Origin of the sequence: Empedobacter sp. UBA5924 (assembly GCF_002431085.1) — a bacterium.
GTDB lineage: Bacteria > Bacteroidota > Bacteroidia > Flavobacteriales > Weeksellaceae > Empedobacter > Empedobacter falsenii_B.
The window spans coordinates 60,788-74,895 of sequence record NZ_DJDM01000044.1; the positions used below are offsets into that span (position 1 = coordinate 60,788).

Below are 14,108 nucleotides of genomic sequence, written 5' to 3' on the forward strand. Positions count from 1 at the left end.
AAAAAGCCTTGATTATCCCAAGGCTATAACGTTATTATTTAAAATAAATTGTTTATTTCGTTGAACAAGAATTATTTCCTGATTGACAAGGCGAAGTTCCTTCTACAATTTTAACACCTTCAACTTCTTTTATTTTACCAAAACCTCCAGCAACGTCAATCAAATTTTCGTAACCACGAGCGCGTAAAATTGAAGAGAAAATCATTGAACGATATCCTCCTGCACAATGTACTAAATAGGTTTCTTCAGGATCGATTAATTTCATAGATTCATTGATGAAATCTAAAGGAGCTGTAATTGCACCTTCTACGTGAGAAGTTTCATATTCACCTGGCTTACGAACGTCCAAAACTTTTAATTCAGTTTCATCAACTAACTCTACAAACTCTTCTGGAGAAACCGAAACAATTTCATCGAAATCTTTTTCAGCCTCAACCCAAGCTTGGAAACCATTGTTCAAAAATCCGATTACATTGTCATATCCGACACGAGCCAAACGTGTTACCGCTTCCTCTTCTTCACCAATTTCTGCAATTAACAAAATTGGTTGTTTGATATCTGTGATTAATGTACCAACCCAAGGTGCAAAATTTCCTCTAATTCCAATATTGATGGAGTTTGGAATAAATCCAGCTGCAAAAGTTTGAGGATCGCGAACATCTAAAATTAACGCATTTGTATCTTCCGCAACTTGCATAAATTCGTCTGGAAATAAAGCTTTATTCGCACGTTCTTTCACTACATCCAAAGATTCAACACCCAATTTGTTCATCATTACATTTTCTGGAAAATAGAATGGAGGAGGCATTAATCCTGAAGTTAATTCAGTAATAAATTCCTCTTTTGTCATAGAAGGATTCAAAGCATAATTCACTTCTTTTTGATGTCCTAGCGAATCAAAAGTTTCTTTACTCATGTTTTTTCCACAAGCAGAACCCGCTCCGTGTGCAGGATATACGATAATATCATTAGCTAAAGGCATAATTTTGTTTCGTAAAGAATCAAATAAATAACCAGCTAATTTTTCTTGCGTTAAGTCTGTATTTAATTTTTGAGCTAAATCTGGACGACCAACATCACCAATAAATAAAGTATCTCCTGTAAAAATTGCATAATCTTTACCGTTTTCATCTTTCAATAAATACGTTGTACTCTCCATGGTATGACCTGGTGTGTGTAAAGCTGTAATAGTTATATTTCCTAAAGAAAAAACTTCGCCATCAGTTGCGATATGTGTATCAAAATTTGGTTCCGCAGTTGGACCATAAATAATTGTAGCACCAGTTTTTTGCGCCAAATCTACATGTCCTGAAACGAAATCTGCATGAAAATGCGTTTCGAAAATGTATTTGATTTTTGCATTGTCTTTTGTCGCTTGATCGATGTAAGATTGTGTTTCTCTCAACGGATCAATAATTGCAACTTCACCATTGCTTTCTATATAATAAGCACCTTGCGCAAGACATCCGGTGTAAATTTGTTCAATTTTCATAAGAATGATTTAGTGTGTAAAAATACAAATATTTAAATTTAGAATTTTCCTCTGATGGATGAATTCTGATACTTTTCTTCTATTTAAACTCAAATAAGATTGATAGTTAACTTAAAATTTATGAATGAAATCATAGGTTATTTGGCAATCTTTTTTAGATTAATAAATAATTCGGTTTTAGCTCTTGGCGGAATAGAATTGTAACAATTTTCCATGACTTTGAAATCAAAATAATCATTGAAATACGTCTGATATTCAGTTTTATCACCTCCAAAAGGAGGCGTTTCATTTCCGAATTCTCTGTTGAATAATACACCAACTAATTTTCCGTTTTCGGTTAGCAGTTCATTCATTTTGATACTATAGCTTTGACGTAATTTTGGATCTAATGCACAGAAAAAAGTTTGTTCTAAAATCAAATCAAATTCACCATCTAACTCAAAAAAATCTTGATGAAGAACTTTGATATTGGGATTATGTTTAAATTTTTCTTTGATTTTTTCGACTACAATTTCCGAAATATCAATCAATGTAATATTCGTAAAACCTTGTTCCAAAAGATATTCTGCTTCGTAAGCATTTCCACAACCTGGAATCAGAATTCTGATATTTTTATCTTCCAATTGATCGATATACTCTTTTAGTGGAGTAGAAGGAGCTTTTAAATCCCAACCAGTTTGATTTGTGATGTATTTATCGTTCCAAAAATTTTCGTTCAGTTCCATACTTTAAATTATTGAATTATAAATTCTTCGATGAACATAAAAATTGCCATTAAAATAATGAAGATTGCAAATGTTCGTTTTAGAAATTGTACTGGTAAAAATTTGTTGATGTAGGTTCCGACAAGAATTCCAACCATAGAAATTCCAATGAAAACACTCAAAAAACTCCAATCAATTTTGATATGTAAAGCATCACCAATAAAAAATCCGATAAGTGAATTGATGGCAATAATTACCAACGAAGTTGCCGAAGCTCTTTTCATATCTAATTTTGCAACCATCATTAATGCCGGAACAATCAAAAAACCACCGCCAGCACCAACCATTCCTGTTAATCCTCCGATTAAAAATCCTTGAATTAATAAAAGAGGATTTAGCTTATCATTTTTCTGATTAATTTGTTCTTCTTTCTTCCCTTTTAACATAGAAATAGCTGCGAAAACCATCAGAATAGCGAATAAACCAAACATTGCCATTCGACGTGTGACGATAAAATCGCCTATAGAAAATAAATTACTTGGCAGGGCAGGAATTAAAAATGCACGAACCAATGTAATTCCAACAACAGCTGGTAATCCAAATTGAAAAACGACTTTCCAATCAACCATTTTTTGCGAAGCTTGCTTTATTCCTCCAATCAATCCTGTCGATCCAACGATGCATAATGAATAAGCAGTAGCAATTTTTTCGTCGAAATGAAAAATATACGCTAAAATAGGAACGGCTAAAATAGATCCACCACCACCAAGAACTCCCATAATTAGTCCGATGAAGAAGGCACCTACAAAACCAAAAAACTCTATAAAATCCATTTTTTTCTCTCGATTTTTACAAATCTATAGCAAATACAATAACAATTACTATAGGTATATTATGAAATATTGTTGTAAATTAATACAAATGCCTACTAAATCAATAGACGTGTATTATTTTACTTTTTTTAATTATTATGCAAATTTGGTGTAACATTTTCAAAAAAACTGCTACTAATGTTACATAAGCATAATAGATAAAAACTTAAAAAATACTAAATGAAGAAAATTTTTATGTCTATCTTATTTGCAGGATCAGCATTATTTGGTCAGCAAATAAAATTTGATGAGTATACTCTAGCAAACGGATTGCATGTTATCCTTCATCAAGATAATTCTGCTCCAGTTATTACAACAGGTGTTATGTATCACGTAGGTTCGAAAGATGAGCAAGTTGGTAAAACAGGTTTTGCACACTTTTTTGAGCATTTATTATTTGAAGGAACAGAGAATATTAAGAGAGGTGAATGGTTCAAAATTGTTTCTTCTCATGGAGGTTCTAACAATGCGAATACAACAACGGACAGAACATATTATTACGAAACTTTTCCATCAAATAATTTAGAATTAGGATTATGGATGGAATCTGATCGTTTGCGTCAACCAATCATCAATCAAATTGGCGTCGATACACAAAAAGAAGTTGTAAAAGAAGAAAAACGTTCTCGTTTAGACAATCAACCTTATGGTAAATTTTCGTACGGAGAAGCGGTTAATCCTCATGTTTTCAAAAAACATCCTTACCGTTGGAGTGTAATTGGTTCTTTTGAGGATTTGAGTAATGCAAAATTAGACGATTTCAAACACTTTAGTCAAACTTTTTATGTGCCAAATAATGCTGTATTAGTTGTTGCGGGTGATTTTAATAAAGACGAAGCAAAGAAATTAATTGAGAAATATTTTGGTGTAATTCCAAGAGGAAAAGATGTTGTGAAAACTGTTGAGAAGGAAGATCCAATTACATCAGAAATTCGTGCAACAGAATATGATGCAAATATTCAGATTCCTTTATTGGCGATTAATTATCGTACGCCAGATAACAAATCAAAAGATGCTTATGCATTAGAAATGTTATCAAGCTATTTAACAGGTGGAAAATCATCAGTTTTATATAAAAAATATGTTGACGAGAAAAAAGAAGCATTACAAATATTTGCTTTCAATCGTCAAATGGAAGATTACGGAATTTATTCAATCGGAATTTTACCTCAAGGAGAAGTTTCTTTGGATAAATTAGAAGGAGATTTACAACAAGATATAGAAAAAGTTCAAACAAATTTGATTTCTGAAGAAGATTACCAAAAAATCTTAAATGGAATTGAAAATAGTTTTGTGGCTTCAAAATCGGGTGTTCAAAACATTGCACATGCTTTAGCGGATGCTTATATGTTGGGCGGAGATACAAATAAAATCAACGAAGAATTGAAAGTTTATCAATCTGTAACAAGAGAAGATATTCGCAATGTTGCTAAAAAGTATCTAAACAAAAACCAACGTGTAATTATTCATTATTTACCAGAATCTAAAAAAGCTGCAAAATAAAAAACAACCGAATTATGAAAACAAAAATATTATCTCTTGCAATCGCTTTTATGGCAGTTAGCTTAAATGCGCAAGTGGCGATTCCAATGCCAAAACCAGGTCCAGCACCGACGGTTAATTTAGGAAAATCGAACGAATTCAAATTAAAAAATGGTTTAACAGTTATCGTTGTTGAAAATCATAAATTACCACGAGTTTCTGCTACATTAACAATCGATAATCCTCCATATGCATTAGGTGCAAAAAAAGGAGCAGAGTCTTTGTTGGGCGAAATGTTGGGAACAGGAACAAAAACAAAATCGAAAGATGATTTCAATAAACGTATTGAGTTTTTAGGAGCTCGCGTTAATTTTTGGGAAGAAGGAGCTTCTGCAAGTTCTTTAACTAAGTATTTTAACGAGATTTTTGGTTATATGGCTGATGGAGCTATGAATCCAAACTTTACTGAAAGTGAATTTGCTGATGTTAAAAAACGTTACATCGAAGGTTTAAAGTCGAATGAAAAATCTGTAGAAGCAGCAGCATCTCGCGTTTCGAATATATTAGTTTATGGAAAAAATAATCCTTTCTCAGAATTTGATACACCAGCCCAAATTGAGAAAATTACATTGCAAGATGTGAAGGATTACTACAATACCTACTACAAACCAAACAATGCTTATTTGATTGTTGTTGGAGATATTTCGACAAAAGATGTAAAAGCATTGGCGGAGAAAAACTTTGATTCTTGGCAAACAGGAAAATTAAATATTCCAGCATTTCCAAAAGTAGAAGAAGTTACAAAAACGGAATTAAATGCGATTAATATGCCTAACGCAGTGCAATCTGTGGTCTCAGTTTCGTATCCAGTTCAGTTGACAAAGAAAGATCCAGATTATTATGCAGCGTTAATTGCGTCGTCTATTTTGGGAGGCGATTTTAATTCGAAATTGAATATGAATCTTCGTGAAGCGCATGGTTGGACATATGGTGCACGTGGTGGAGTTTCTGATTCTCGTTACATTGGACGTTTCAATACTAATGCAACTGTTCGTAACGAAGTGACGGATTCTGCTATCGTTGAGACGATGAAAGAAATTAAAGGAATGACGTTAAACAAAATTGATCAACAAACGTTGAATGATGTAAAAGCAAAATTCTTAGGAAACTTTATCTTGACTTTAGAAAGTCCTTCTACGGTTGCTAACCAGGCTTTAACGAAAAAGACAAATCAATTATCAGATAGTTTTTATGCAGATTATATCAAAAATATAAATGCTGTAACAATTGATGATGTTTTACGTGTTTCGAAAAAATATTTCCGTCCAGATCAAGCAAAAATCAATGTAACAGGTAAATTAGAGCAAATTGCACCAGCTTTAGAAAAATTAGGTTACTCAGTTAATTACTACGATTCTTTCGGAAATAAAATAGATAAACCAACTTCTGGTGCAAAAACTACAACTGTTTCAGTTGCTCAAATTACAGATAATTTTTTCAAAGCTATTGGTGGTACGGACAAAGTGAAAGCTGTAAAATCGATTGCTCAAAAAGGAAAAATTGACATGATGGGTAGAAATGGAGAATATATATCTAAATCTGCTGCGCCTAATAAAACTTTTGTAAGTTATAATATAGGTGGACTTATTATTAAACAAATTTTTGATGGTGAGAAAGGGTTTGTTTTTCAAGGACAAAAATTTGATTTACCAGCTGAAATGACAGATCCTTTAAAGAAAACAAATTCTTTGTTTGTACCATTGTCAGAAGGTTATAAATCGGCTAAAGTAGAAGGAATCGTTTCTGAAAACGGAGTTGAATATTACAAAGTTGTTGCTGCAGATATTTCTCGTACAGATTATTATGATGTAAAAACTGGCTTGTTAATGAAGTCTGAACAAAAAATGAAATCTCCACAAGGAGAAATGATTGCGACGACGATAAACAAAGGATATAAAACTTTTGAAGGTATTTTAATGCCAACAGAAATTTTAACAGAAGCTGGACCTCAAACAGCTAAAATAGTAATTGAATCAGTAGAAATTAATAAAAACGTTTCTGACGCAGATTTTAAATAACAATTCTTTTAAATATTTTTCAAATTAAAAGGCAATTCGTATTTTTCGGATTGTCTTTTTTTATACCACTATGATGAATAAAACCTCTTAGCGCAAAAAATAAGGTAATTAAAGAAGAGTATCAAGAGATTATAGATCAGCGTATGCTAGAATTGCGTAGAAAAACTTGAGATTAATAACTGAAAATTCTTTTTAAAAATGAATAAATCTTATTTTTGAGAAATTTTTAATCAAAAAACAAAATATATAATGGCAACAATCAATTGGCAAACGGTAAAGGAGTACGAAGATATCACGTTCAAGAAATGTGATGGAGTAATGCGTATAGCATTTAATCGTCCTGAAGTTCGTAATGCATTTCGCCCAAAAACTGTTTTCGAATTATTAGATGCTTTTCAATTAGCAGAAGAAGATCGTGAAGTTGGTGTAATTTTATTGACAGGAGAAGGACCATCTGCAAAAGATGGTGGTTGGGCTTTTTGTTCTGGAGGTGATCAACGCGTTCGTGGTGCAAAAGGTTATGAAGGACAAGATGGTGTTGGACGTTTGAATATTTTAGAAGTTCAGCGTTTAATTCGTTTTTCGACAAAAGTTGTTGTAGCCGTTGTAAATGGTTGGGCAGTAGGAGGAGGACATTCTTTGCACGTGGTTTGTGACATGACATTGGCTTCTAAAGAACATGCGATTTTCAAACAAACTGATGCAGATGTAGCTTCATTTGATGGTGGTTACGGTTCGGCTTATTTGGCAAAACAAGTTGGTCAAAAACGTGCCCGTGAAATCTTTTTCTTAGGATTGAATTACTCTGCACAAGAGGCTTACGATATGGGAATGGTAAATTTAGTTGTTCCGCATGACGAGTTAGAACAAGTTGCTTTTGATTGGGCACAAGAGATTTTAACAAAATCGCCAACAGCAATTAAAATGTTGAAATATGCATTCAATTTGGTAGATGATGGTTTAGTTGGACAACAAATTTTTGCAGGAGAAACCACACGTTTTGCATATGGTACAGAAGAGGCTGTAGAAGGTCGTAATGCATTCTTAGAAAAACGTCCAAGAGATTTTTCAAAATTTAGATAAGAAAATTTTCAAAATATAAACGAAAAGCGATGTTTAACATCGCTTTTTTTATTTCTATAAAATCAATTACTTTTACTCAAAACCTAATTAATTTGTGATAATAGATTTTCCTGTATCCATTGAAATTTTTGGACACTCAGTCTTAGTTCATCCTATTCTCGAATCGGTCGGAATTTTTATTGCGATGCGTTATTATGCATTTCTACGAAAACGAAACAAATCAAGTTTATCGACAACACAATCGTTTAGTATAATTATAGGCGCATTAATTGGAGCGCTTTTGGGCTCTAAAATAATTGGAACATTAGAAAATCCGCAAGCTCTTTTGGATGCAGAAAATCCTTTTCTCTTTTTCTGGACAAGTAACACAATCATAGGTGGTTTAACCTTTGGTTTAATTGGTGTAGAACTCACAAAAAAGATAATTAGATACAAAGAAAGTACAGGCGATTTGATTACTTTTCCTTTGATTTTAGCGATGATAATTGGACGAATTGGTTGCTTTTTAACAGGCGTTTATGAACAAACATATGGAATAGAAACAACATCTATTTTCGGAATGGATTTAGGCGATGGATTGTTACGTCATCCAGTTGCTTTGTACGAAATTGTTTACCTTATTTTGCTTTGGATAGTTTTAAAAATCGTTCAGAAAAAATATATTTATCCTTCTGGATATTTGTTTCAAATCTTTATGCTGGCTTATTTTGTGTTTCGTTTCTGTTTAGATTTTATCAAACCAATACATCCCATTTTTTTAGGATTAAGTTCTATTCAAATTACTTGTGTTGGTGTTATTTTTTATTATATCTTTAAGTTATCACAACTTAAATCTAACTAATGGAATCTTTATTTACAATTGTTTTTATTTTACTTCTTATTGGTTCTGTACTTTCTGTAGCAGGTTTTATTTTGTACTTATTTACAAAGAATAAAAATGAGATAGAAAGTGTAGAAATGTCTCTAAAACTAATGGTTTGGGGAATAGGGATTTTACTTGCTTCGGGTTCAATTTGTGGCTTAATTTTAATTGGAAACTAATATGATATATTCAGTAATATTTGCAGAAGGAGGATTTGGAAACGATTTTATTTATGTTATTATAGCAATTTTAGCAGTAATTGCACTTATTGGAGGCGCTGTTGGAACAGTAATTTCGCTAATCATAAATTCTATTTCTGGAAAAAGTAAATCTTCAAAATACTATTTAATGATTTTTGGAATGTGTGCATTGGTTACACTTATTATTTCAGGAATGGTTTGTGGATCTATGTAAACATCGTACCTTTCATTAAAACTTAAATCTACTTAAAACTTATATTATGCCGGTTAGAAATTACACGTATTACGATTATACAATTTCACTTTGTCCAGAATGTTTAAAACGTGTTGGTGCAAAAATTATTATCGAGGACGAGAATGTTTTTATGACAAAACGTTGTCCAGATCATGGTTTCTTCAAAACAAAAATAGCAACGGATGTCGATTATTATAAAAACATAAGAAATTACAATAAAGCATCAGAAATGCCTTTGCATTTTGAGACAGATGTAGAATATGGTTGTCCGTACGATTGTGGTTTGTGTGTCGATCACGAGCAACATTCGTGTTTATCAATTGTTGAGGTGACGGATCGATGCAATTTAACGTGCCCTACTTGTTACGCCATGTCATCGCCACATTACGGTTCTCATCGTAGTTTAGAGCAAATAGAAGCGATGTTTGATACCATTGTTAAAAATGAAGGCGAACCCGATGTGGTTCAAATTAGTGGCGGAGAGCCAACAATTCATCCACAATTTTTTGAGATTATGGAAATTGCAAAATCAAAACCAATTAAACATTTGATGTTGAATACAAACGGAATTAGAATTGCGAATGATCCAGGTTTTGCAGAAAAATTAGCAACTTATGCACCAGAATTTGAAGTTTATTTACAATTTGATTCATTTAAAAAAGAAGTTTTAGAAGATTTTCGAGGAAAAGATTTGACAGATGTTCGAATGAAAGCTTTAGAAAAATTGAATGAATTAAATCTTTCTACAACTTTGGTTGTTGTTCTTCAAAAAGATAAAAATACGGATGAAATTGGAAAAATCATCGATTTTGCTTTAAAACAAAAATGTGTACGTGGAGTTACTTTTCAACCTGTAGAAATTGCAGGCCGAAACAGAGAAGACTCTATTCATGAAAAAATTACCTTAACGGAAGTTCGTCAAGAGATTCTGAATCAATATCCTCTTTTCAATGGAGATGATATTATTCCGGTTTCGTGTAATCCTGATGCTTTGGCAATGGGATATATGTTAAAATTAAATGACGAGGTAATTCCGTTAACACGCTATATAAATCCTGCCGATTTATTGAATAACGAATCAAAAAATACAATTGTTTACGAACAAGATGAAGAATTGAAAGTACAGTTGTTGGATATTTTTAGCACAGGAATTTCTGTGGATAAAGTACAACCAAAAATGAATCAGTTGCTTTGTTGTTTACCAGAAGTTTGCGCGCCCGAATTGGATTTAGATTACGATAATTTGTTCCGAATAATCATTTTGAATTTTATGGATGCACATGATTTTGATGTTCGTGCTGTTAAAAAGTCTTGCGTACATATCGTCAACAAAGATTTGAAATTAATTCCATTCGAAACAATGAATTTATTTTATCGTGACGAAAAAGCTGCTTATTTAGAAGAATTGAGAAAAGAGGATAAAGTGTTGTTTTAGATGATGATGACAAATTGCTTATTTTTTGGAGATAGTATTACCTACGGCGAATATGACGGGGTTTTGGGAGGTTATGTAGAAATTTTGAAACGTTATTGCCATGCTGAGTTTTATAATAACAATGCAAACGAAGTCAATTGTTTTAATCTCGGAATAGGAGGAGAGACAACAGAAGGTTTAATGAAACGATTTGAAGTTGAGACAAAAGCGCGCTTTTCTCCTGACGAAAATCTAATTTTCTTTTTTTATGGCGCAAATGATTTAGCTGAAAGAAATGATTTAGAATTGGTTTCTCTTGTTAATTTTGAATCAAATCTTTTTGAAGTAATTTCTCAAGCAAAAGAATTTACAGTTAACATTTATGTGATAAGTATTTTACCAATCTCTAAAACGGTTGATGGAATAAAAGTTCCTAAACGTAAATTTCGTACGACTCAAAAAATTGAATTATACAATCAAAAGCTAAAAGAATTAGCACTTCAAAATCAAATAGAATTTATTGATATTTTCTCACGTTTTAATTCAACTAAAGAAGAATTTCTTTCAAAAGATGGTATTCATCCAAATGAAAAAGGATATCAATTTATCGCAAATCAAATCAAACCGATTGTAGAGAAATATTTGTAAAATCTATTTTTGTTGAATTTGACTTCTGTAATATGGAATGATATAATCTTTAAAAAATAAAAAAGTCATTGATCCAGCTATACATGTAAATGGTGCGTTTTGGCTTGTTCCAGTTGGTGAGATCTAAGAAATTAATAATCCAACTAAATATCCGCATAAAGCGTAATAACCAATTTTCAGAATTATTCTTAATGCTTTGTTTTTCATTTTATTAGTGTTTTAATGAAGATATGGTTTTTATTGATAGTAAACAAAATAATCTTTATTCATTATAAATAACTCATTTTGGTTTTGTAACTTTGTTCGCGAAAGTTTATGGTAATTTTTCAAATAAAAAATTAGTATTAACAAACGAAATTTTCTTCGGGGCAAGGCGAAATTCCTTACCGGCGGTTATAGTCCGCGACTCCTTTAACAACTGTTATTGGACTGATTTGGTGAAACTCCAAAACCGACAGTATAGTCTGGATGAGAGAAGAAAATTGAACACAACTGAAAGTCATGAGTGATAAGTGTTAAGTTCTGAGTGAAAAACTCATGACGCACAACTTTGAGCTTATTACTTAACAATGTGTTTCGCCCTGAAGTGATGTTTCATGATAAAACAAAAATCAAATGAAAACAATCACACAATTTGGCTCAACAGCCAATGAAAGAATTGCAAATGCAATAAAAGATCTACAAAACGGAAAAGGAATTTTATTAATTGATGATGAAAATCGTGAAAACGAGGGTGATATCATTTTTCCTGCTTCCACAATTACTGCGCCTGATATGGCTTTATTGATTCGTGAATGTAGCGGTATTGTTTGTCTGTGTCTTACACAAGAAAAAGCAGATGAATTGGAGCTAAATCCTATGGTCGAAAACAATAACTCACGTTTTCATACTGCATTTACAGTAACTATTGAAGCAAAAGAAGGTGTAACAACTGGTGTTTCTGCAGCCGATCGTATACAAACGATAAAAACAGCAATTAATCCAATTGCAAAACCGACTGACCTTAATCGACCTGGACATGTTTTTCCTTTAATTGCTCGTCCAAAAGGCGTTATGGAACGTCGAGGACATACAGAAGGAAGTATTGATATTGTGAAATTAGCAGGTTTAGGAAATGAAGCAGTTTTGTGCGAATTGACAAATGTTGATGGTACAATGGCGAAAGTTCCGCAAATTATAGATTTTGCCGAAAAACATGAAATGACTGTTTTGACAATTGAGGATATTTACGAATATCGTCTTCAATTAGAGGAGAAAAAACAATTAGAATTCGCTTAAATTAAACAATAAAATACATCATAAACTTTCAAAAATCTTCGGGTAGAAATACACGAAGATTTTTTTTGATTTTATACAAAATTTATTATCCAAAATCAAGGTAATTTTGAATAAAATCAATGTACATTTAAAAACTTAAAATTCAAATTACAAAATGACATCAGAGGAGAAAGTTCCATCCGTTTGGAAAAATAAAGAATTTATTCCATTCATATTTTTAAGGTTTTCCTTAATCTTTGCTTTATTCATTCAGAGTACGTCTGTTGCGTACGAAATTTTTAAAGTCACTCAGAAAGAAATTTTTCTTGGATTAATTGGTTTAGCCGAGTTTTTACCAATTCTTTTAACTGCTTTTTATGCGGGACAATTGGTCGATAAATTGGATAAACGGATGATCTTGGTACGAAGTATTGGTTGTTTTATGACCGCTTCTTTTGTCTTGATGATTGTTAACTTTCCGTCAGTTCGCCAAGCAATCGGAATTCCTGTTTATTTGGGAATCTGTTATTTTGCATTTTTCATTTTAGGATTGACAAGATCCTTTAGCGGACCAGCTTTATTTGCACTTTTAGCCTTAGTTGTCCGTAAAGAAAACTACACAAAAGCAATTCCAGTTTCTTCGTCTGCATTTATGATTGGATCAGTTTTAGGACCTTTGGCAGGAGGAGTTATTTTAGCAAAATTTGGTATTGAAGCCGCTTTGATAACCGCTTTTACAATTATGTGTATTTCGATGGTGATGATATTATTAATTTCTAAAAAACCAGCAGAAATATCAGAATCAGAATCGACAGAATCGCCAATGATACGTATCAAAGAAGGTTTGAGATTTATTTGGGGAACGCCAATTATATTAGCTGTTTTGAGTTTGGATATGTTTGCGGTTTTCTTTGGTGGAGCAGAATCGTTGTTACCAGCTTTCGTTGAAAAAGTATTGAATCAAGGTTCTGAAGCTTTTGGATTATTACGTTCAGCACATGGAATTGGATCGATTATAATGATGTTTTTCTTGTCGATGATTCCAAGTTTATTAAAAGGAAATGTTGGACCAAAATTATTGGGAGCAGTCGCAATGTTTGGTATTTGCATTATATCTTTCGGATTTAGTCAAAATCTGTATTTATGTTTTGTGATTTTGATGTTTGGAGGTGCTTTTGATGCAATTTCGATGGTAATTCGTCAAAGTATTTTACAAATTAAAACGCCCGAAAATTTGAAAGGTCGTGTTTCATCTGTCAATTCAATATTTGTGAGTTCTTCTAACGAATTAGGAGCTTTAGAAAGTGGAATTGCTGCAACATTTTTAGGGTTAGTTCCAGGAATTATTTTTGGTGGAACAATGACAATTTTAACCGTAATTTTAATTGCATTTTTCATCAAACCTATTCGAAAAGTAACCTTAGAATAAAATATTAAGATAAAAAGAAGTAAAGGTTTTAAAATAAAGTAAAGCGAATCAATTGATTCGCTTTTTTGTTATCTTTAAGAAAATAATTATCAATGAAATCTATTGTTTACTTTTTACTTTTAGGATTTGGTTTGTTGAGTTGTAATAAGGATGAAATTAAAATAAAGGTTGATAAAGTCGAAAATAATATGATACACTTTACAATCAAGAATAACTTCGAAAAAGAATCAATTCGCTTTTTAAAACCTAAACATAATTATTTATGTTATGAAGGAAGTAGTCCTATTAATAATATCTATAAAGATTTTTACATCTTAGATTTTATAAACAGATACTGTAATCTTCCCCTTGT

General features: G+C 32.0%; 14 protein-coding genes and 1 riboswitch. Of the genes, 11 read left to right on the forward strand and 3 right to left on the reverse strand.

Features of this window, described 5'->3' with window-relative positions:
• Positions 1–52: 52 nt before the first annotated feature.
• The 3 genes from B3792_RS12390 to B3792_RS12400 form a co-directional block, all read right to left on the reverse strand.
• Positions 53–1,492: an MBL fold metallo-hydrolase gene (locus B3792_RS12390; protein ID WP_286496268.1), complete on the reverse strand. Its 1,440-nt coding sequence runs from the start codon at positions 1,490–1,492 to the stop codon at positions 53–55.
• 137 nt (positions 1,493–1,629) lie between these two features.
• Positions 1,630–2,217, reverse strand: a complete 588-nt coding sequence (locus tag B3792_RS12395) for a methyltransferase domain-containing protein (protein WP_286496266.1) — start codon at positions 2,215–2,217, stop codon at positions 1,630–1,632.
• An 8-nt stretch (positions 2,218–2,225) separates the two neighbouring features.
• Complete coding sequence (locus tag B3792_RS12400) at positions 2,226–3,029, reverse strand: sulfite exporter TauE/SafE family protein (RefSeq protein WP_219035008.1); 804 nt, start codon at positions 3,027–3,029, stop codon at positions 2,226–2,228.
• 219 nt (positions 3,030–3,248) lie between these two features.
• Between B3792_RS12400 and B3792_RS12405 the strand changes: the two genes are divergently transcribed.
• From B3792_RS12405 to B3792_RS12455, 11 genes are all read left to right on the forward strand, one after another.
• Complete coding sequence (locus B3792_RS12405) at positions 3,249–4,571, forward strand: M16 family metallopeptidase (protein ID WP_219035009.1); 1,323 nt, start codon at positions 3,249–3,251, stop codon at positions 4,569–4,571.
• Between the two features lie 14 nt (positions 4,572–4,585).
• A complete protein-coding gene (locus B3792_RS12410) occupies positions 4,586–6,628 on the forward strand; it encodes a M16 family metallopeptidase (RefSeq protein ID WP_286496265.1) in 2,043 nt (680 codons plus the stop codon).
• Positions 6,629–6,877: 249 nt separating this feature from the next.
• Complete coding sequence (locus tag B3792_RS12415; protein ID WP_114999699.1) at positions 6,878–7,711, forward strand: 1,4-dihydroxy-2-naphthoyl-CoA synthase; 834 nt, start codon at positions 6,878–6,880, stop codon at positions 7,709–7,711.
• A 94-nt stretch (positions 7,712–7,805) separates the two neighbouring features.
• A complete protein-coding gene (locus tag B3792_RS12420; RefSeq protein ID WP_312067361.1) occupies positions 7,806–8,552 on the forward strand; it encodes a prolipoprotein diacylglyceryl transferase in 747 nt (248 codons plus the stop codon).
• Positions 8,552–8,752 (forward strand): hypothetical protein, encoded by a 201-nt coding sequence (locus B3792_RS12425; RefSeq protein ID WP_114999701.1) that lies wholly within the window; start codon positions 8,552–8,554, stop codon positions 8,750–8,752. Before B3792_RS12420 ends, B3792_RS12425 begins: the two co-directional genes overlap by 1 nt.
• 1 nt (position 8,753) lies before the next feature.
• Entirely contained in the window at positions 8,754–8,987 is a 234-nt protein-coding gene (locus B3792_RS12430; protein WP_114999703.1) for a hypothetical protein, read from the forward strand.
• A gap of 46 nt (positions 8,988–9,033) precedes the next feature.
• Entirely contained in the window at positions 9,034–10,443 is a 1,410-nt protein-coding gene (locus B3792_RS12435) for a radical SAM protein (RefSeq protein ID WP_280037369.1), read from the forward strand.
• 3 nt (positions 10,444–10,446) lie between these two features.
• Entirely contained in the window at positions 10,447–11,070 is a 624-nt protein-coding gene (locus B3792_RS12440) for an SGNH/GDSL hydrolase family protein (RefSeq protein WP_291069736.1), read from the forward strand.
• 355 nt (positions 11,071–11,425) lie between these two features.
• Positions 11,426–11,554: riboswitch (FMN riboswitch) on the forward strand.
• 131 nt (positions 11,555–11,685) lie between these two features.
• Positions 11,686–12,348 (forward strand): 3,4-dihydroxy-2-butanone-4-phosphate synthase, encoded by a 663-nt coding sequence (gene ribB / locus B3792_RS12445; protein WP_114999705.1) that lies wholly within the window; start codon positions 11,686–11,688, stop codon positions 12,346–12,348.
• A gap of 154 nt (positions 12,349–12,502) precedes the next feature.
• Complete coding sequence (locus tag B3792_RS12450; RefSeq protein WP_286496264.1) at positions 12,503–13,756, forward strand: MFS transporter; 1,254 nt, start codon at positions 12,503–12,505, stop codon at positions 13,754–13,756.
• A 92-nt stretch (positions 13,757–13,848) separates the two neighbouring features.
• A partial coding sequence (locus B3792_RS12455; RefSeq protein WP_291048153.1) for a hypothetical protein occupies positions 13,849–14,108 on the forward strand: 260 nt, incomplete at its 3' end.

What these genes read in the sequence shown, in the direction of transcription:
- B3792_RS12390 (WP_286496268.1), bottom strand. Translation starts at nt 1,492, where the DNA reads ATGAAAATTGAACAAATTTACACCGGATGTCTTGCGCAAGGTGCTTAT.
- B3792_RS12395 (WP_286496266.1), bottom strand. Translation starts at nt 2,217, where the DNA reads ATGGAACTGAACGAAAATTTTTGGAACGATAAATACATCACAAATCAA.
- B3792_RS12400 (WP_219035008.1), bottom strand. Translation starts at nt 3,029, where the DNA reads ATGGATTTTATAGAGTTTTTTGGTTTTGTAGGTGCCTTCTTCATCGGA.
- B3792_RS12405 (WP_219035009.1), top strand. Translation starts at nt 3,249, where the DNA reads ATGAAGAAAATTTTTATGTCTATCTTATTTGCAGGATCAGCATTATTT.
- B3792_RS12410 (WP_286496265.1), top strand. Translation starts at nt 4,586, where the DNA reads ATGAAAACAAAAATATTATCTCTTGCAATCGCTTTTATGGCAGTTAGC.
- B3792_RS12415 (WP_114999699.1), top strand. Translation starts at nt 6,878, where the DNA reads ATGGCAACAATCAATTGGCAAACGGTAAAGGAGTACGAAGATATCACG.
- B3792_RS12425 (WP_114999701.1), top strand. Translation starts at nt 8,552, where the DNA reads ATGGAATCTTTATTTACAATTGTTTTTATTTTACTTCTTATTGGTTCT.
- B3792_RS12430 (WP_114999703.1), top strand. Translation starts at nt 8,754, where the DNA reads ATGATATATTCAGTAATATTTGCAGAAGGAGGATTTGGAAACGATTTT.
- B3792_RS12435 (WP_280037369.1), top strand. Translation starts at nt 9,034, where the DNA reads ATGCCGGTTAGAAATTACACGTATTACGATTATACAATTTCACTTTGT.
- B3792_RS12440 (WP_291069736.1), top strand. Translation starts at nt 10,447, where the DNA reads ATGATGACAAATTGCTTATTTTTTGGAGATAGTATTACCTACGGCGAA.
- ribB (WP_114999705.1), top strand. Translation starts at nt 11,686, where the DNA reads ATGAAAACAATCACACAATTTGGCTCAACAGCCAATGAAAGAATTGCA.
- B3792_RS12450 (WP_286496264.1), top strand. Translation starts at nt 12,503, where the DNA reads ATGACATCAGAGGAGAAAGTTCCATCCGTTTGGAAAAATAAAGAATTT.